This is a genomic window from Cystobacter fuscus (genome assembly GCF_002305875.1).
Classification (GTDB): domain Bacteria; phylum Myxococcota; class Myxococcia; order Myxococcales; family Myxococcaceae; genus Cystobacter; species Cystobacter fuscus_A.
Genome location: NZ_CP022098.1, coordinates 12,141,044 through 12,159,551, shown reverse-complemented (window position 1 = coordinate 12,159,551; position 18,508 = coordinate 12,141,044). Strand labels below are relative to the sequence as shown.

General features: G+C 69.4%; 16 protein-coding genes and 1 pseudogene. 10 read left to right on the top strand and 7 right to left on the bottom strand.

Annotated elements, in window-relative coordinates; genetic code table 11:
• Positions 1-191: 191 nt before the first annotated feature.
• Positions 192-1,451: a sensor histidine kinase gene (locus CYFUS_RS49390; protein WP_095991580.1), complete on the top strand. Its 1,260-nt coding sequence runs from the start codon at positions 192-194 to the stop codon at positions 1,449-1,451.
• Between the two features lie 17 nt (positions 1,452-1,468).
• Here CYFUS_RS49390 and CYFUS_RS49385 read toward each other — a convergent pair whose 3' ends face one another.
• Entirely contained in the window at positions 1,469-2,497 is a 1,029-nt protein-coding gene (locus CYFUS_RS49385; RefSeq protein WP_232537261.1) for an NUDIX domain-containing protein, read from the bottom strand.
• Positions 2,498-2,627: 130 nt separating this feature from the next.
• On the opposite strand from CYFUS_RS49385, the gene CYFUS_RS49380 reads away from it, so the two are divergent.
• Positions 2,628-3,326 (top strand): hypothetical protein, encoded by a 699-nt coding sequence (locus CYFUS_RS49380; RefSeq protein ID WP_157759104.1) that lies wholly within the window; start codon positions 2,628-2,630, stop codon positions 3,324-3,326.
• A 21-nt stretch (positions 3,327-3,347) separates the two neighbouring features.
• Here the strand turns inward: CYFUS_RS49380 and CYFUS_RS49375 are convergent, their stop codons facing one another.
• From CYFUS_RS49375 to CYFUS_RS49360, 4 genes are all read right to left on the bottom strand, one after another.
• Positions 3,348-4,145: a hypothetical protein gene (locus CYFUS_RS49375; protein WP_095991578.1), complete on the bottom strand. Its 798-nt coding sequence runs from the start codon at positions 4,143-4,145 to the stop codon at positions 3,348-3,350.
• 1 nt (position 4,146) lies between these two features.
• Complete coding sequence (locus CYFUS_RS49370) at positions 4,147-5,250, bottom strand: AAA family ATPase (protein ID WP_095991577.1); 1,104 nt, start codon at positions 5,248-5,250, stop codon at positions 4,147-4,149.
• An 85-nt stretch (positions 5,251-5,335) separates the two neighbouring features.
• The gene (locus tag CYFUS_RS49365; RefSeq protein WP_198316401.1) at positions 5,336-6,739 is read right to left on the bottom strand and encodes a sensor histidine kinase; all 1,404 of its coding nucleotides are present in this window, start codon (positions 6,737-6,739) and stop codon (positions 5,336-5,338) included.
• The gene (locus tag CYFUS_RS49360) at positions 6,736-7,401 is read right to left on the bottom strand and encodes a response regulator transcription factor (protein ID WP_095991576.1); all 666 of its coding nucleotides are present in this window, start codon (positions 7,399-7,401) and stop codon (positions 6,736-6,738) included. Before CYFUS_RS49360 ends, CYFUS_RS49365 begins: the two co-directional genes overlap by 4 nt.
• Before the next feature lie 114 nt (positions 7,402-7,515).
• On the opposite strand from CYFUS_RS49360, the gene CYFUS_RS49355 reads away from it, so the two are divergent.
• The 6 genes from CYFUS_RS49355 to CYFUS_RS51515 all read left to right on the top strand — a co-directional run bounded on the left by CYFUS_RS49355 (position 7,516) and on the right by CYFUS_RS51515 (position 14,229).
• Entirely contained in the window at positions 7,516-8,592 is a 1,077-nt protein-coding gene (locus CYFUS_RS49355; RefSeq protein WP_095991575.1) for an ABC transporter substrate-binding protein, read from the top strand.
• A 19-nt stretch (positions 8,593-8,611) separates the two neighbouring features.
• A complete protein-coding gene (locus CYFUS_RS49350) occupies positions 8,612-10,282 on the top strand; it encodes an ABC transporter permease (RefSeq protein ID WP_095991574.1) in 1,671 nt (556 codons plus the stop codon).
• Positions 10,275-11,330, top strand: a complete 1,056-nt coding sequence (locus CYFUS_RS49345) for an ABC transporter ATP-binding protein (RefSeq protein ID WP_095991573.1) — start codon at positions 10,275-10,277, stop codon at positions 11,328-11,330. The genes CYFUS_RS49350 and CYFUS_RS49345 overlap by 8 nt, the downstream gene beginning before the upstream one ends.
• The gene (locus CYFUS_RS49340) at positions 11,318-12,772 is read left to right on the top strand and encodes an OprO/OprP family phosphate-selective porin (RefSeq protein ID WP_232537260.1); all 1,455 of its coding nucleotides are present in this window, start codon (positions 11,318-11,320) and stop codon (positions 12,770-12,772) included. The genes CYFUS_RS49345 and CYFUS_RS49340 overlap by 13 nt, the downstream gene beginning before the upstream one ends.
• A 244-nt stretch (positions 12,773-13,016) precedes the next feature.
• A complete protein-coding gene (locus tag CYFUS_RS49335; RefSeq protein ID WP_157759103.1) occupies positions 13,017-13,793 on the top strand; it encodes a hypothetical protein in 777 nt (258 codons plus the stop codon).
• Positions 13,765-14,229, top strand: coding sequence for a hypothetical protein (locus CYFUS_RS51515; RefSeq protein ID WP_157759102.1), 465 nt, complete (start codon positions 13,765-13,767; stop codon positions 14,227-14,229). The genes CYFUS_RS49335 and CYFUS_RS51515 overlap by 29 nt, the downstream gene beginning before the upstream one ends.
• Positions 14,230-14,253: 24 nt before the next feature.
• On the opposite strand, the gene fdhD is transcribed toward CYFUS_RS51515, so the two are convergent.
• The gene (fdhD, locus tag CYFUS_RS49330) at positions 14,254-15,678 is read right to left on the bottom strand and encodes a formate dehydrogenase accessory sulfurtransferase FdhD (protein WP_095991571.1); all 1,425 of its coding nucleotides are present in this window, start codon (positions 15,676-15,678) and stop codon (positions 14,254-14,256) included.
• Positions 15,675-16,922 carry a gephyrin-like molybdotransferase Glp gene (gene glp, locus CYFUS_RS49325; protein ID WP_095992683.1) on the bottom strand — a complete coding sequence of 416 codons (1,248 nt, stop codon included), beginning with the start codon at positions 16,920-16,922 and terminating at the stop codon, positions 15,675-15,677. Before glp ends, fdhD begins: the two co-directional genes overlap by 4 nt.
• 93 nt (positions 16,923-17,015) lie before the next feature.
• Here glp and mobA point away from each other — a divergent pair.
• Positions 17,016-17,656 (top strand): annotated as a pseudogene (mobA, locus tag CYFUS_RS54755) (molybdenum cofactor guanylyltransferase).
• 61 nt (positions 17,657-17,717) lie between these two features.
• Positions 17,718-18,500 carry an SDR family NAD(P)-dependent oxidoreductase gene (locus CYFUS_RS49315; RefSeq protein ID WP_095991570.1) on the top strand — a complete coding sequence of 261 codons (783 nt, stop codon included), beginning with the start codon at positions 17,718-17,720 and terminating at the stop codon, positions 18,498-18,500.
• The last annotated feature ends 8 nt before the right edge of the window (positions 18,501-18,508 follow it).

Genomic DNA, 18,508 nt, shown 5'->3' with positions numbered 1-18,508 from the left:
GGGCCTGACGGGGAGCCGCTCGTGTGGACCTTCGGAGGCGGACGCGGAGGGCTCATGCGAGCCGAGCCTGGTTGAAGGCGCGCCTGGGGAGGGTCCTGGCGCCTCCCCCTGTCCGCACGCGGGATTGCGCCACTACCTTCTCCCACAGCAGAAGACTCCCTTGGGGAACACACCCATCGAAAGGGGGGGACATGAGTGCGGAGGACGAAGCGCCGGAGAAGGCGGCGGCTCCCGAGACGACGATCGCGGAGTTGCTCGCGCTGGTCGCGAGGATGGCAGCCCAACAGCCGCATGCTCCGATGCACGTGGGGAGCGGACCGCTCGCTCCGCTGGCCGTGGCGCTCAACGACCTGTCCGCCCGGCTCGAGGCGCGCCGCACGAAGAAGACGGAGGACGTGTTTGGCATCCAGACGCTGATCGCACAGTCGCCGAACATCATGTTCGCCTGTGATGCCGAGGCGAGGATCCGCTTCCTCAATTACACCCTGCCCCTGCACACCCCCGAGATGGCGATGGGGACTCTCCTCTATTCCTGGTTCGAGCCGTACATGGTCGAGCGGGTCCGCGGCATCATCGAGAAGGTGCTCACGACCGGCGAGCGCTATGCCTTCGAGATTCCTCCCTCCCTCCACACCGGCGCCGAGTGGTACATGGCCCGGGTCGCGCCCATCCGGATGGGTCAGCAGCTCGTCGGCTTCACGGTGATCCTCACCGACATCTCCGAACTCAAGCACTCCCAGCTCAGTCTGGAGCGCTCCAACCGCGAGCTGGAGAGCTTCGCGTATGTGGCCTCGCACGACCTGCAGGAGCCGCTGAGGAAGATCCAGACCTTCGGCGAGCGCCTGGTGAAGACGTCCGCCACCACGCTCAGCCCCGAGGGCCGCGACTACGTCGATCGCATGCAGGGCGCCGCGACTCGCATGCGCCGGCTGATCGATGATCTGCTCGCCTTCTCGCGGGTATCGTCGAAGACCCGGCCCTTCTCCCAGGTGGACCTCGCCGTGGTCGCCCGCGAGGTGCTGGCGGACCTGGAGTCGGCGATCGAGCAGGCGGGAGCGACCGTCACGCTGGAGGCGCTGCCCGTGCTCGAGGCCGATGCCACGCAGATGCGCCAGCTCCTGCAGAACCTGGTGGGCAACGCCCTCAAGTTCCGCCGCGAGGGCGTGCCTCCGGTCATCTCCGTGCGCGGCACGGTGGATCCTCGCTCCCAGCGGTGTGAGCTGGTGGTGGAGGACAACGGCATCGGCTTCGAGGAGAAGTTCGCCGATCGCATCTTCAACGTGTTCCAGCGCCTGCACGGGCGTGGCCAGTACGAGGGCACGGGGATTGGTCTCGCCATCTGCCGGAAGATCGCCGAGCGTCACGGGGGGAGCATCCGGGCACGGAGCACCCCTGGAGAGGGAGCGGCCTTCCTCGTCTCGTTGCCGCTCAAGCAGCTCATGCGCCAGTGAGGCGTCCCAGGTGCTCCTCAGGTCCTCTCGAGGAGGCCGTGGCGCTCGGCCCACTGGAGCAGCAGGATGGTCTTCGCGTCGATGATCTCCCCGGAGTCGATCTTCCGCAGGGCCTCGGAGAATGGGAGCTCGAGCACCTGGATGTCCTCGCCCTCGGCGGCGAGCCCCCCGCCCTCCGCAGCCCGTGTGTCCCGGGTGTAGGGCGCGGCGAAGAAGTGCAGGCGCTCGGTGACCGAGCCCGGGCTCATGAAGAGGTCGAAGACGGGTTGCACCTCGCCGATGCGTACCCCGGTCTCCTCCTCGACTTCCCGGCGGATCGCCGCGTCGGGGTGCTCGCCATCGAGCAGGCCCGCGGGGGCCTCGAGGAGCATGCCGTCGGGGTGGCCGTTCACGTAGGCCGGCAACCGGAACTGGCGGATGAGCAGCACCGTGCCCCGCGAGGCGTCATGGAGCAGGACGGTGGCCCCATTGCCCCGGTCATAGGCCTCGCGGTTCTGCCGGCTCCAGGTGCCATCCGAGCGCCGGTAGTCGAACGTCACCTTGCGCAGGACGTACCAGTTGGAGGACAGGACCCGCACGTCGGTGATGCGCACGGCGTCGTTGCGCGAGGGCTCCGTCCGAGGATCTCGGAAGCCGCCCGGGTTACGGGGCGCCGGGGGCGGCGAGATCTCTCCATGGGCCGGGGGCAGCTCGTCGAGCCCGAAGTACACCGCCTTGCCGTGGGCGCGAGCCATGCTGACCATTTCGTCCGCGCCCGCCGAGGGGCCTCCGACGCGCAGCACGGCGTCACAGTGGGGGATGAGCCGGCGGGCGATGGGGTGGAAGATCTCGTTGAAGACGCTGTCCCCGATGGCCTTGCTGCCGGCCAGTTCGATCAACGGAAGCGCCAGGGCCTCGCCCGTCACCGGCAGGTGTCCCGCCCGGTAGAGGGCGAGCGCGGCCTCGTTCATCACCCGCACGTTCGCGGCGAGCTTCGCGGGATCATCCCCCGTTCCGGACCGGTAGGGGCCCGCCACGAGGACCATCAGGGGCGTATGCGCGTTCATGCTCGGAAAAGTGCATGAATGTAGAGGAATTCGCAACCAAAAGAGCAGATATGAGCGTATTCGCACAAGAGTAGCGGGCGAAAGGGGCTCCCTGTCGCTCTCCCAACCCGCTGGGGTAGCAACCGGGGGCATGCAAGACGCCATGACGGTGGTGCTCCTCCTGGGGCTGGGGGTGTCGCTCGCTGGAATCGCGCTCCTGGTGGTGGGCCGGACGCTGCGCGCGCGGTTGCGGCGCATGCCGAGGACGCTGGTGCGAGAGGCTCGCGCGGGCGCGTTCGTGAAGATGGTGGGGCAGGTGGTGGCCCGGGAGCCCGTGCACGCGCCGCTGGCCGACGTGGACTGCGCCTACTTCCAGATGACCGTCCAGGAAGTGCAGGAGGAGATGAAGAAGCTCGTGGAGACGGTGTACTCCGAGAAGGAATACGCGACGGGCTGTGGGCTGGACGACGAGTCCGGCCGCATCGAGCTCGAGCCCGAGGGGGCGGTGTTCCATTACCTCCGCGCGCGCGAGTTCGCTCCCGGCCTCGCCGCCTGGGTTCCCGAGATCCGGCAGGATCTGCTCGCGCGCTACATCAGCGCTCGCGAGGGCAGGACGGACCTGCGCACGCGGCTGCGAGAGGAGCGGCTCGAGCTGGGGACGACGGTGGTCGCGCTGGGGTGGGTGAGGGAGGGGCCACGAGGGCTGGTGCTCACGGGGGGTTCGGAATTGGAAGTGTTTGGCGAGACGGAGAAGCAACTCTCCTCGCTCAAGGGCTCGGACGTGCTGGGCGGGGTGCTGCTGGCAGTGGGCCTGCTCCTGTGCGCCGCGGGGGTTTCCGCGCTGGGTTAGAGGCTTGGGCTCCGGTCTTTGTCAGTCCTGGGCGGGGGGCGGCTTGGGGGGCTCTCCACTGAGGCGCGGAATCAGCGACCGCGCGGACTCATCGAGGAACGCGCTCAGCCCGCTGGGCCCGCCGCGAGCACGCAATCGCGTGAGGGGCGCTTCGGTCCAGCAACGGACCGCCCGATCGCGCTCGCCGGCTGTGAGTTCCTCGAGCACGCGCTTGGGATTTCGCCTGGCCTGCTCCTTCTTCGCATCGAGCCGGTGCGCCTCTTCACAGGGGTTGAATCCGAGTTCCTGGCGCATGGCGGCGAGGCGTTCCCGCTCGGCCTCCGTTTCGGGCTCGAATCCGGCGAGCACCCAGGCCTCGCGCATCGGGTCGGGACAACCGAGGACGATCTCGAAGGGGACGAGGGAACGCGCCTCGGTGCTGGCTTGAGTCAGACCCTTGCGTCTGTCCTGTCCCTGGTCATCCATGTCCCAGACGAGGATGACCGCTTCGAGCTTCGTGTCCTGGAGCGCGAGCTCGCGGGCCACGAGAAAGGCCGTGCGTCCCATCAGGGCGCCGGCTTCGCCCGGCCGACCCGCGAAGTGCCCCTGGGGCACACGGAGCTTGTGGCGGCGCGCATAGGCTGACAACTTGTGGAGATCGAAATAGCTCCGGCCCTCACCATCGGGCATCCACTCGCGGAACTCTCGGGCTCCTTCGTCGGGACCATCGAGGAGATCCCGGACCCAATCAGGACCCTGCTCCCGGAGGACGCGCTCGACGAGGGCCTGAATGGTCTCGAGATCGGCGGGGGACTCGCAGAAGACGAGGAGCTTCGCCATCTCAGCCCTCCCCCGCGACCCAGCGCCACTCCGGATCGAGACTCCAGAGCTGACCGGTGGTGAGGACTCCGCGCATCTTCTCCGCTTGCGGATGATCCGAGAGGCTCCGGCATGCGATTAAACCATCCTTACGCGGAGCGAACACCCGGACATCGGAGGGCTCAATGGCGTCGAGGATGTAGGGGGAATGCGTGGTGGCGACGAGCTGGAGCTCCGGGAAGTTCTCGAGGAGGCGTTTCAACTCGCCCATCAGCTCCATCTGCGCCTGGGGATGGAGGGATTGATCGATGTCGTCGAGCAGCAGGATGCGCGGGCGGTTCGGGCTGAAGAGCGCGGTCAGCAGCGCGAGGGTGACGAGCGTGCCTTCGCTGGCACCGTGGGCCGGGACGTCGGGGGCGCCCTGGAAATCGATGAAGATCTTGTTGCCGACCCGGGGCTCATTGGAGTTGTCGGTGGGTGGCATCTTGACCCGTCGGACGCGAATCCGCTGAACGCTCGGGACGATCTTGCGCAGCTCCGACTCGATCTGCTCGAAGATCTCTTCACGTTCGAGCTTCAATGCCGCGAGAACGACCGCGGTGTTCCCTCCGTCCGCGTCGACGGCTGGGTTTTCCTCGGAGCTGTAGGCGGCGGCGGCGATCCGGCGGGCGTCGAAGTGGTAGAGCACCGCCGGGCTGACGAGCGATGGGATCTTGTTGCCCTCCGCCTCGGATCTTGCGTGTTGGAGGGCATGCAATTCTGTCCGAGGGTCACCGGAGTACGAGCCATACAACCATTCCGTCCTCCTCAGGATTTCCTTGTGGACGCCCTGCGGGTCCGGTTCAGCGAATTGCAGGACGAGGCTCCAATCCTGCGCGTTGTCCCTTCCCTGCACGGCGAGGGTGGTGGGCCCCTGTCGTGAGCGGCTCAAGAGATCCTGAGGTCTCAGGTCACCGCGAAGGACATTCTCAGCCCGATTGTGCGCCAGCTCGGAGATCAGTCGGAGCGCCTGGAGCACGCTGGTCTTTCCGGTGCCGTTCGGACCCACGAGCACGGTCAGACGTTCCAGGGGCACGATGGTGTCGAGGTGGCCCTTGAAGCTCCGGAGTTGAATGGACGTGATCATCCTGGGGGTTCCTTCGGCCGTTCCTGGCGGCGCAACCTAGCAAGGCCACGCCGCTGAAGGTGGCGCATAACAACGGGCCACGCCCTTAGCGCTCATTCCACGGCTGGAAGCGCACGGCGGCCGTGAGTCCGGCACCGCCCGTCCCATCACGCAGGACGACCTCGGCCTCCATGTGCTGCGCGAGCGAGCGGACGATGGGCAGGCCCAACCCGCTTCCGGACTGGGACTGGTCCCGCGGCAGTCGGTGGAATCGCTGGAACACGCTCTCGCGCTGCTCGCGAGGAATCCCGGGGCCGTCGTCCTCGATCTCCAGCCAGGGCGCTCCGTCGCGGGACGTCACCCGCACCGTCACCTGCCCGCCCCGCCGGTGGTAGCGGATGGCGTTGTCCAGGAGGTTGCCAGCCACCTCGCGCACCAGCACGGGATCCGCGCGGATGGGCAGCTCCGGCTCATGGCCCTCGAACTGGACCTCGACGTCCGCGCGCAACGCCTGGGGCACGAAGTCCGCCGTCACCTGGGCCGCGAGGCCATTCAAATCCACCCGTTGCAGCGCGGGCAGGGCGCCGCGCTCCTCCGCTCGCGCCAGTGTCAGCAATTGCGTCAGGAGCCGCTCCAGCGACAGCGTCGCGTCCCGCACCTCCGACAGGGCGGTGTGCCGCTCCTGCTCTGTCGCGTCCTCGCGCAGGGCGAGCGCCAGGTGCGTGCGCAGCACCGCGAGCGGGGTGCGCATCTGGTGGGAGGCATCGCCGGTGAAGCGGCGCATGCGCGCGGTGGACTCCTCCAGCCGGGACAGCAGTGCGTTGACGGCCTCGACGAAGGGGCGCAGCTCGGTGGGCACGGACGCGAGCGGCAGCGGTGACAGCTCCACGGGCGCGGCGCGGGCCTTGGCCTCCACGCTGGCGCGCGCGCGGGCCAGGGGCTTGAGTCCCCACCGCAGGGCGGGCCGGGCCGTCAGCGCGGCGCCGAGGATGAGAGCGGCCTCCAGCAGGGCCAGTCCGAACACCATGCGGGCCTGGAGCGCCCGCCGCGCCTCGAGCGTCTCCGCGACCTGCACCACCACCGGCTCCTTGAGCCGCGGAATCCTCCGGCTCACCGCCGCCACGCGCACCGGCTGGCCTCGGAACGTCTCGTCACGGAAGGCCACGGTGTCGCGCTCGGGGGGCTCGGGGGGAAACGCCAGCTCCGGGTAGCCGGTGATGAGCCGTCCCTCGTGCCGGATGGCGTAGTAGACGTTGTCGCGCTCGCTGTTCTCCAGCATGCCGAAGGCCGCGGGCGGAAGGTCCAGCGTCAGCTCCCCGTCTTCCAGCGCCACGGTCTCCGCGATGGCGCCCACCGAGCCCGCGAGGATGCGATCCCCACTGCGCTGCACCACGCCGTGAATCAGCCAGGCGCCTCCCAATCCCAGCACCAGTGCCAGCGCCAGCAGGGGACCCGCCATGGCCACCACGAGCCGCGTGGTGAGGGAGCTCGATTCACCCGGTGTCTTCACGAGGCGTTGAGCAGGTAGCCGAGGCCACGGATGGTGCGGATGGTGGGGCCGTCGGGCTCGAGCTTCTTGCGCAGCCGCCCCACGTACACCTCGAGCGCGTTGGGGCCCACCGGCTCGTCATGGCCGAACACCTCGGTGCTCAGCCGCTCCTTGGTGACGACCTTTCCCGCCCGCATCATCAGGCTCTCCAGGACGGCCCACTCCCGCCGGCGCAGCTCCAGCGGACGCCCATGCAGCGTGGCGGTCCCCGTGGAGCGATCGAACACCAACCCACCGAGCGTGAGGGCGGGCGCTGGCTGTCCCTGGCCGCGTCGCAGCAGCGCGCGCACGCGGGCCTCCAGCTCGGCGGGCTCGAAAGGCTTGAGCAGGTAGTCGTCCGCTCCCAGGTCCAGTCCCTTCACCTTGTCGTTGAGGGCGGCGCGCGCGGTGAGGATCAACACCGGCGTCTTCGAGCCGCGCTGGCGGAGCTGTCTGAGCACCTCGAAGCCACTGAGGTCCGGCAGGCCCACGTCGAGGATCATCAGGTTGTAGGGGACGAGCCGCTCTTCATCCAAGGCCGCGACGCCATGCGTTACATGGTCCACGGCGAACCCAGACGCCCTGAATGACGCGGTGAGTCCACGCGCCAGGGATGCGTTGTCTTCGACAATCAGGATGCGCAAGCGACCTCCTCACCGGCGCGCGACAGGTCGGTGACAGCTTCGATTCATATCGTCGGTGTTGCAAGACAAGCCGAATTGGGAACCCCGACACCCGAGAGGTCTTCCTTGAAACGAATGCTGACCGCCCTGGCGGTGGCCCTGTTGTCGACAGGTGCCGCGGCCGAGGGCTCCGACGTTCCGCTGCCCGAAGGCTATCCCCGCTCCTACGCTCGCATCATCGAGGCCGCCCAGAAGGAGGGCGTGCTCAGCATCTACTCCGCCACGGACGCGAGCGAGGCCGCCGCGCTCATCCGTGAGTTCGAGGCCACCTATCCCGGTGTGCGTGTCGAGTACGCGGACCAGAACTCGACGGAGATCTACAGCCGCTTCATCGCGGAGGTGGCGGCCGGGCAGGGCACGGCCGACCTCGTGTGGAGCTCGGCGATGGACCTCCAGGTGAAGCTCATCAATGACGGCTACGCGCAGGCGTATGCCTCGCCGGAGAAGCCGAACCTGCCCGATTGGGCGGTGTGGAAGAACGAGGGCTATGGCGTCACCGCCGAGCCGCTCGTCATCGCCTACAACAAGCGGCTGATGCCTCCGGAGGACGTGCCGCGCACGCGCGCCGACCTGGAGAAGCTGTTGCGCGCGAAGAAGGACTTCTACCGGGGCAAGGTGGCCAGCTACGACCCGGAGCGCAGCGGCGTGGGCTTCCTGTTCATCTCCCAGGACGTGCAGATCAGCCGGGACACGTGGAGCCTGGTGGAGGCCATGGCCGGCACCGAGCCCCGGCTCTACACCTCCACGGGCGCGATGATGGAGCGGCTCGTCTCCGGCGAGCACCTGCTCGTCTACAACATGATTGGCTCCTACGCGCTCCAGCGGCGGAAGAAGGACCCGTCGGTGGGCATCGTCTTCCCGGCCGACTTCACGCTGACGCTCTCGCGCATCGCGTTCATTCCCACGGAGGCGCGCCACCCCAACGCCGCGAAGTTGTTCCTGGACTTCATGCTGTCGCGGCGCGGCCAGTCCTTGCTGGCTCAGCGCGACATGACGCCGGTGAGGACCGACCTGGGAGACGTCGACGTGCCCCGGCCTCCCGCCGAGCAGGTGCGTGCCATCCGCGTGGGACCGCAACTGCTGGCCAACCTGGATCAACTCACCCGCCTGCGTTTCCTCAAGCAGTGGAAGCGCATCGTGCGCGGCCGCTGAGCGGCGGAGGACTCCGACCATGAACCGCTCACTGAGAATCGGGATCGTCCTGGCCTCCGCGCTGGCCATCCTCGCTCCCCTGCTGCTGGTCGTCTGGCAGAGCTTCCTGGATGGCCCCTTCTTTGCCCGCAACGTGCACCCGACGCTGGGGGCCTATCAATTCGTCTTCGAGGATCCGGACTTCTACCGCGCGCTGGGCACCTCGGTGGTGGTGTCCGTGGGCATGACGCTCATCGCCGTGCCGGTGGGGGCGCTGCTGGCCTTCCTGCTGGTGCGCACGGACCTGCCGGGCCGGCGGTGGATGGAGCCGCTCATCCTCACGCCCATGTTCATCTCCTCCATCGTGCTGGCGTTCGGCTTCGTGGTGGCCTTCGGGCCGGTGGGCATCGTCAGCCTGTGGGTGAAGGGGTGGCTGGGCTCGCTGCCCTGGGATGTCTATTCGCTGCCGTCGCTCATCCTGATCGCGGGGCTCACGCACGCGCCCCACGTGTTCCTCTACGCCGCCACGGCGCTGCGCAGCCTGGGCTCGGACGTGGAGGAGGCGGCACGCTCCATCGGCGCGGGGCCCCTGCGGGTGGCGGTCACCGTCAGCCTGCCGATGATCCGCCCCGCGCTGCTGTACGCCGCCGTGCTCGTGTTCTTCCTGGGCTTCGAGCTGTTCGGCCTGCCGCTGGTGCTCGCGGACCCCAAGGGCGTGCTGGTGCTGGCCACCTATCTCTACAAGCTGACGAACGTGCTGGGCATTCCCTCCTACCAGCTCATGGCCGTGGTGGTGATGGTCATCGTCTTCATCGCGGTGCCGCTGGTGTGGTTGCAGAACCGGCTGCTGCGAAGCGCCAACCGCTACGTGTCCATCAAGGGCAAGGCGCAGGGCGCGCGGCCCATCGCCCTGGGCGCGTGGCGCTGGCCCGCGGCGGCGTTCATCGCGCTCTGGCTGCTCACGGTGGTGGTGGCGCCCGTGTGCGCGCTCGTGTTGCGCTCTTTCCTGTCGAGCTGGGGCGAGGGCGTGGAGCTGGCCAGTGCGCTGACGCTGGACCACTTCCGCGAACTCACCCACTACCCCAACCTGGTGCGCGGCATCACCAACACCCTGGTGCTGGCCGCGGTGGGCGGGGCCGCGTCGGTGGTCGTCTACACCCTCATCAACCTCGCGGTGCATCGCTGGCAGTCGGCGTGGGCGCGCGTCATCGACTACCTCGTGCTGTTGCCTCGCGCCATGCCGGGCATCGTCGCCGGTCTGGCCATCTTCTGGGTCTTCCTCTTCTTCCCCCCGTTGCAGCCGTTGCGGCAGACGCTGCTGGCCATGTGGGTGGCCTACACGCTGGTGTGGATGGCCTATGGCATGCGCCTGGTGTCCGGCAGTCTGTTGCAGATTGGCCCGGAGCTGGAGGAGGCCGGCCGGGTGGTGGGTGCCTCTCCGGGGCGTGTCAGCCTGGACGTCACGTTGCCGCTGATTCGCGCGGGCCTGCTCGGCAGTTGGATGCTCGTCTTCGTCACCTTCGTGCGCGAGTACTCCACGGGTGTCTACCTGCTGGGGCCCGGAACGGAAGTGATTGGTTCGTTGCTCGTGTCGCTCTGGGCCACCGGAGCGGTGGACACCGTCGTCGCCTTGTCGGTCATCAACATCGCGATGGTCGGCGCGGGTCTCTTGTTGCTCACCCTGTTCGGAAGGAAGGCACATCATGGCTAGGTTGCTCGTCGAGGACGTGCACGTCCGGCTCGGCACCAATGACATCCTCAAGGGCATCACCGCCGACTTCCGCCACAGCGAGGTGGTGGCGTTGCTCGGGCGCTCGGGCTGCGGCAAGTCGACGCTGCTGCGCTCCATCGCCGGGCTGGAGACGCCCCTCCGGGGTCGTATCCACATTGGAGATCGCACGGTGTTCGACGCGGCGGCGAAGGTGAACCTGCCGCCAGAGCAGCGCGACCTGGGGCTCGTCTTCCAGTCCTACGCGCTGTGGCCTCACAAGACGGTGGCGGAGAACGTCGCCTATGGGTTGAAGCTGCGCAAGCAGTCGAAGGAGGCCATCGACCGGGCGGTGCACGAGGTGCTCAAGGGCGTGGATCTGGAGGGCGTGGGCGATCGCCTTCCCAGCCAGCTCTCCGGAGGCCAGCAGCAGCGCGTGGCCCTGGCTCGCGCGCTCGTCTACAGCCCGCCGCTCGTGCTGCTGGACGAGCCCTTGTCCAACCTGGACGCGAAGCTGCGCGAGGAGGCACGCATCTGGATTCGCGCCCTCATCAAGCGGATGGGGCTCACCGCCCTCTTCGTCACGCATGACCAGGTGGAGGCGATGGCCATCGCGGATCGCATCATGCTCCTGGACGGGGGGCGCATGGTGCAGGACGGCACGCCGGAGCAGCTCTACACGGAGCCCCAGAGCTTGTTCGCCGCGAACTTCATGGGGGTGAACAACACCCTGCCGGGGCGGGTGGTGGAGCGCCGTGGGAACGAGGCCCGGCTGGAAGTGGGTGGGCTGTCGCTGTGGGGCCAGCAGCGGGGCGGGACGGGCGGTGAGGGGACCGCCACGGGGGTCATCCGCGTGGAGGAACTGTCACTGGCGTCCGGGCCCGGGGAGAACCGGCTGCCGGCGCACCTGGACAGCTCCATCTACGTGGGTGGCCGCTGGGAGCACCAGTTCCAGCTCGAGGGGCACGCGCTGCGCGCCACCACGCGCGAGGCGCTGTCCCCCGGGGCGTACACCCTCGCGTTCCCGAAGGAGCGGCTGTGGATCTTCTGACGCGTGTGCTCGTGGGCTCGTTGTGGGTGGCGTCCGCTCCCGCCCTCGCACAGGAGCCCGTGGCTGACGCCGTGTCCAACGATGCGACGGACGAGGCGCGGCGGGCGGAGATCGACGCGCTGCGCGCCCGGCTGGAAGCGCTCGAGAAGAGACAAGCGAGGGATCATGCGGAGCTGGAGGAGGTCCGCGCGGTCATGGCGCCGATCGCTCCGCAGTTGGTTCCTCCTGGTCCGGCCACGGCCCCGGTCGACACGGCGCGAGCGGTGGCCGTGCCCTTGCCCGGCGCGAAGGCGACGGACGTGCAGGTCGAGTGGGGCGCGGGTGCGCCGATCTTCCGTTCGGGGGACGGGGTCTTCTCGTTCAAGCCGCGTGGGAGAATCCTGCTCGATGCGAGCGGCAGCGGGGGTTCTGCCTACGAGGCCCGGAACATCACGACGACGGGCTCGCGGGCGCTGCGCCTGGGCATCGAGGGGGGCGTCGGTCCACACCTCTTCTACCAGTTCGAGAGCGACTTCGCCGAGAACGGCGTCGACGTGGTCACCGCCTTCCTCGGCTGGCGTCACAAGGTGCTGGGGCTCGATTACGACCTCCGCATTGGCAATCTCTTCAACGATCGTGGCCTCGAGGGCTCGACGGGCTCGGACTCGACGCCCTTCGTCGAGCGGACGGTCGTCGGAACGGCGATCATCCCGCAGCGGGGCTTCTATGGCATTGGCGCGCAGGGCCGGCTGTTCGGGCCGAACTGGCACGCCTCGCTGACGCTCTCGGGGGACGACGTCGACAGCGCCTATGCCGTCAATGACAGTCGCACCGTGCTCGCGCGAGCGCACTGGAACCCGGTGAAGACGGACACCACGGTCGTCCACGTGGGGGCGTGGGGCTTCGACGAGAAGCTGTCCTCGGCGGCGGGTACGGTGACACGCAACACCGTCATCGGTGGCCGGTTCAATGGCAGCCTGCGCGTGTCGACGGGTCCACTCACCGGGGCCACGGGCGACACCGGCTATGGGGCCGAGCTGGGAGGCTATTGGCGCGCGCTGTGGGCCATGGCCGAGCTGGGCCGGCGCGAGGTGCGGCTGGTGGGCCAGCGGGACTTCCTGAGCGATGCCTGGAGTGTGTCGGTGGGCGGCTTCGTGACGGGCGAGACGCCGCCCTACAACCCCCGCTTCGGCAACTTCACCCAGCCGAAGGTGAGCCGGTCGATCCTCGATGGGGGCCCCGGGGCCATCGAGCTGACCGCGCGCTACGAGCGTCTGGCCTTCACCCAGGAGTCCCGGCTGGGCGAGGGCTGGGCGGCGACCGTGGGGGTGAACTGGTATCTCAACAGCTTCACCCGGCTGATGCTCAATGGCATCCACTGGCACACGGACAACCGCGGTGGCGACTTCACCGGCGGAGACGACGGCGAGACCGTGACCCTGCGCGCGCAGGTGTCCTACTGAGCGGGCGGGCAAGTGGTCCATGGGCGGAGACGGAGCAGGCGACGCTGTCCCACCCAGAGCCTCGGCCGACGAGGCCACGGCTGTGGAGAACAGGCGTAACGTCTAGTAAACATTGGATTTTTTACTTCAGGTGCTGGGGATGCGGAACGCTCCGGTACCCTGTATATTCGCCCTGATCATGGTGCTCTCCCCGACTATTGCCTCGGCTCTGCCCATCTCCTCGGGGGGAGGCATATTCGCGCTCGTGGAGTTCATCCTCTCCCTGCTGCCAGGTGAGCGACTGACTCCGGCGGAAACGGCGCTGCTCAAGGGCGTTCGCGAGCTGACCGATAGTTTTGGCGCCTACATCCTCGAATCCGAGAACCGGGACGATGTCCTCACCCGGGTCGATGCCGTCCTCGAGGATCCCCAATTCCATGAGGCGCTCCTTCGCTTCTCGACCCAAGCAGCCGAGGAGGGCTTCGACGCTGTCGAGGCCCTCGATGAGGCCTCGGGGAGGGACATCGCCTCATCGCGTCTTGCCCATGCGCTCGGGCCCGCGGCGTTGCCAGCATTGAGGCAGTTCGATGCGCACGTGATTGAAATCGCCCGGTGCATCAAGCCCTGGCTCGTGGTGCTCCCTTCCGGGGCGGCCTCCGGTATTCCAGCCAACATCGGGGATGATCCGCTCGCATTCGTCTCTTCACCGGATGTTCCGGTTCCCATGGCGGAAGCCTTGCTCGCGATGCTGCGGCTCTGTGCGCTTCTCTTCGCCGCGGGTTCTGTCGCCTTCAAGGAGTCTTCTGCGGAACGGTGGTTGGGATTGGCCATCGCGGAATTGCTGGCGAGAAACAGTCGGCGCATGCTGGCCTTCGTGGCGGCTTTGCCAGGAAGTGATGTGCCAGTGAGCCTCCTCCCCCCGGAGGAGCGACTCGATCTGAGTGCCTTGGCAGGCACCGCACGGGCTGTTCGAGAAGCATACGTGCGATTCAACACCGCTGCGGAGCGTTCGGGTGAACCGGTATTCCCCGCCTCCTCGTAAACATCAAATCGCTGCGCGCAGTCTGGTGTGGGTGGATGTTGGCGGTGCGCCTCATCCGGCCATCGTGGTTCGCCTCGAGCCTGGCGAAGACAGGGCCGTCGTGCTGTGTGGCACGGGCACCAGGCGTGCTGAGTACGCCGTCATCGAGGTGCCGAGCAGGTCCGCTGCGGGAAAGGCCCTGGCACTCACCAAGGACACCTTCTTCTATGCGACGCAACTGCGCAGCGTCCGGCTCGGCCACTTGAGGGCAAGCTCCGGTCGTTGTCCGCCCGATCTTTTTCTTCAAGTACGCCTTCTCGTTGAAGGTGCTTTGTCCATCCTCACCCCTGCGGAGCAGAGCAAGGGGCTCGCGGAGGATGCGATTCCACGCGCAGCGCAGACTGGAGCCGCTTCATCGGCGGTGGGTGGGAGTCAAAAGACAGAAGAAGGCGGCTGACGACACCGCGAGGCATGCTTGCCCTCAGTCCTCGCGGAGGCGCTCGGGGTGGCAGTAGACGTTGAAGCGTCCACCGCGCACGAACGTGGCGAGGGTGATTCCGGCGCGCTCGGCCAGGTCGATGGCGAGCGAGGTGGCGGCGGACACGCTGGCGACAATGGGAATGCGTGCCACGGCGGCTTTCTGGAGGATGTCGAAGCCCACCCGTCCGCTGACCACGAGCAGCGCCGGACGCGGTGAGTCCTTGAGGGCCGTGCGCGCCGAGCGCAGGCCGTGCTCGAGCACCAGCGCCCCCACCACCTTGTCCACCGCGTTGTGGCGCCCCACGTCCTCGAAGGCCGCGAGCACCTCGCCGTGCACGTCGAGCGCCGCGGCGGCATGGACTCCGCCGCTGTGGGCGAAGTTGAGCTGCGTGGCGCGCAGGCGCTCGGGGGCGCTCGCCAGTACGGACGCGGAGAACAGCGGGCCCGGGGGCACCGGGTGGCACGCGGCCACCAGGTCATCCACGCTGCGCCGGCCACACACGCCACACGCCGCCGTGGTGAGGGTGCCCCGGCGCGTGGCGCTCACGCGCTCCAAATCGAGCACCAGCCCCGGCGCGGGCGTCACCTCCACCGTGTTGCCATACCCCTCCTCCCCGGGCCGGCCGCAGTGCACCAGGCCTCCCAGGTCCTCCGCCCCGTGGATGAGGCCCTCGGCGAAGAGGAAGCCGGTGACGAGGAAGCGATCCGCGCCGGGCGTGCGCAGGGTGATGGCCACCGTGTCTCCACTCACGCGGATGTCGAGCGGCTCCTCGATGGCCACCGCGTCGTCCCGCTCGGGAGACAGGCCGCCGTCCACCGTGTGCCGCCGCACCGGCCGCCGGGTGACTCCCGGGGGAAGCACGGCGGGACCCGCCCGTCCCGGATCCGGAGCCTCGGGTCGCGAGTGCGCCACGGGACGCCAGCCTCCCTCGCCCAGGCCGCGCTGGAGGAAGTCGGCGATGCCTCGCGTGTCCTCGGGGTCGAAGCGCGGACGGCCTTCCATCATGGAGCCCGGACCCCCTCCCGGCCCGACGAAGGCGAGCACGTCCGAACGCGTGGCCGACAGGGGTGCCTCGAGTCCCTCGCGCCACACCTCCAGCTTGGGCAGGGGCCCGTCCTTCCACCCCTCGACGAGCACCAGGTCCAGGTGTCCGGCGAAGCGCTCCAGCAGGGCGCTCAGCCGCGCGGGCGGCGAGGGGAGCGACACCTGCACGCCCTCGGGGGTGGCGAAGGCCACGAGCGCCGCGCCCGCCCGGGCGTGCAGCGCGGTGTCCCGTCCCTCGGGGTGCAGGGGGTGGGGATGCGAGGTGTGCTTCACCACGCCCACGCGCAGTCCCCGCGCGCGCAGCTCGGGCACCAGCCGGGTGATGAGCGCCGTCTTGCCCGCGCCGGACCAGCCGATGATCGAGACCGCGATGGGCGTCATTCCGGCTCCACGGGCACGTAGCGGGGATGGTCGAAGCGCTCGAAGTCCACGAACTCGCCCTCGGCGAAGTCGGCGCGGCCCGGGGGCAGCAGCGCGAAGCCCTCGGCGCCGATGTGGCGCAGGGCATGGCCGCCGCCCTTGTCGCGCAGGCGCGTCCACACGGTGCCGTCCTCGCGCGTCTCCAGGGTGCCGCCGATGAGGTAGGTGAGTCCCGCCTGCTTGTGCTGTTCCTCGTCCAGCCGCGCGCGCACGAGCTGGCGCTCCTCGCTCACTCCCTGGTGGCGCAGGAGCAGGGGCCGGGCGAACTGGTCGAAGGCGACGAGGGCGGCGCCCGGCGTGCCGGGCAGCACGACGACGGCGGTGGTGCCCAGGCGCGCGACGGCCACGGGCTTGCCGGGCTTGAGGGCCACGCCATCCACGAGGAAGGTGGCACCCAGCAGGGTGAGCACGCGCTTGACGCGATCCTTGTCCCCCACGGACGCGCCCCCGGTGGTGATGAGCACCTGGGCGCGGTCCGCCAGGCGCAGCAGGGCCAGGCGCAGCATGTCGTCGTCGTCCCCGGTGCGCTCCCGGGCGACGACCTGGGCGCCGGCCTCCCGCGCGAGCGCGGAGATGAGCACGAGGTTGCTCTCGTACACCTGGTGGGGGAGGGCCGCCTGGCCGGGCGGCACGAGCTCGTCGCCGGTGGCGAGCACGGCGACATGGGGCGGCGGGCGCACGAGCACCTGGGACTCGCCGAGCGAGGCAATGACACCGAGCACGGAGGCATCGATGCGCTGCCCGACGCGCAGCAGGGGGGTGCCCACGAGCAGCTCCTCGCCCTCGGGGCGGATGTCCTTGCCGGGGGGCGCGGGGACGAAGATGTCCACGGCGCCGCCGTCCGTCACGGGCCGGGTGACTTCCTGGCGCACGACGGCGGTGGCGCCCGCGGGCAGGGGCGCGCCGGTGAAGATGCGCGCGGTCTGGCCGGGCTGGAGCGAGCCCGAGGGCAGGTGGCCGGCGTAGATGGTGTCGGTGACGCGCAGGCGCACGGGTTGCTCGCGCGTGGCGTGCGTGGTGTCCTCGGCCCGGACGGCGTACCCATCCATGGCGGACACGGGGCAGCCGGGCACCGAGCGCGAGGCGACGAGCTCCCGGGCGAGGAAGCCTCCGAGGGCGTCCAGGAGGGGGACGGGCTCGGGGGGCGCGGGCGAGAGCGCGCCGAGGGCGGCCCGCCGGGCGGTGGCGAGGGGCGTGAGGGACATGGGGAAGCCGTGCACCGGGCTTTAGCCCAAGCGGAGGCGGGCGGCGACGGGGTGGAGGGGAGTTTCGCGTGGTGGACGACCCCCGGGGACGTCATGAGGAGCGACGAGGTGAGCGAGCGGGTGGAGTTTCCGGAGGTGACGCTGGCGGTGATCGCGGGGGGACGGGGGTCCCGGCTGGGGGGCGTGGCCAAGGGTCTGTTGGAGGTGGAGGGGCGGCCGGTGCTCGAGCGCGTGCTGGCGCTGGGCGGGCTGTGTGGGGACGTGCTGCTGGTGGCCAACGAGCCCGGGCCCTACGCGCGCTGGGGCCTGCGCGCGATGGCGGACGTGGTGCGCGGGCGGGGGCGCCGGGCGGGGTCCACGCGGCGTTGGTGGGCGCTCGCACCGAGTGGGTGCTGGCGGTGGCGTGCGACATGCCCTTCGTGACGCGGGAGGTGGCGCGGGTGCTGCTGGCGGCGCGCGCGCCCGGGGTGGACGCGGTGGCCTTCTCGGTGGCGGGCCGGGTGGAGCCGCTGCTGGCCCTGTACCACCGTGCCCTGGCACGCCCCTGGGGCGAGGCGCTCGAGGCCGGGGAGCCCTCGCTGCGCGCGCTGCTGGCCGGCTGCCGCGCGAGGCTCCTGCCCGAGCAGGCGCTGCGCGCGGTGGACCCGGCGCTGCGCGCGGTGGTGAGCGTGAACACGCCGGAGGACCTGGCGCGTCATGGTGCCTCGCTGCCCCCGGCGGGAGGCGGAGGCTGAATCCCGTTTCATTTCAGACAGGACAGGCCCGGGTTCCAGGTAAGGTGTGATTCCTCCAGCTATGGATCGACTCAAGGACAAGGTGGCCCTCGTGACGGGGGCGGCGTCGGGGATTGGCCGGGCCACGGCGTTGTTGTTTGCGAGGGAAGGCGCGCGGGTGGTGGCGACGGACATCGCCACCATGGGCGAGGAGGTGGCGCGGGACATCCGCGCCGAGGGCGGGCAGGCGCTGTTCCTCCTGCACGACGTGACGGACGAGGTGGCGTGGCACGCGGTGATGAGCCGGACGCTCGAGGCGCATGGGCGGCTGGACGTGCTGGTGAACAACGCGGGCATCTCCACGTCGCGCGCGGTGACGGAGCTGTCGCTGGCCGAGTGGCGCGAGCAGCTCGCGGTGAACCTGGACGGCGTCTTCCTGGGCATCAAGTACGCGGTGCGCGCCATGCGCGCGGGCAAGCGCGAGGGCTCCATCGTCAACGTGGCGAGCGTGTCGGGGCTGGTGGGCAGTCCGGGCACCGCGGCCTATTCGGCGAGCAAGGGCGGGGTGCGCATGTTGAGCAAGGCGGTGGCGATGGAGTGCGCGGCCGACCGCATCCGCGTCAACACCGTCTTCCCGGGCGGGGTGCGCACGCCCATCTGGCAGAACGCCGACTGGTGGAAGGGCTTCGTCGATCAGGTGGGCAGCGAGGCCGAGGCGTGGAAGCAGTTGGATGCCTCCGCCCCCCTGGGCCGCATGGCCGAGCCCGAGGAGATCGCCGAGGCCATCCTCTACCTGGCCTCGGACGCCTCGCGCTACGTCACCGGCACCGAGCTCGTCGTGGACGGCGGCTACACCGCGCGCTAGGCCCCGCG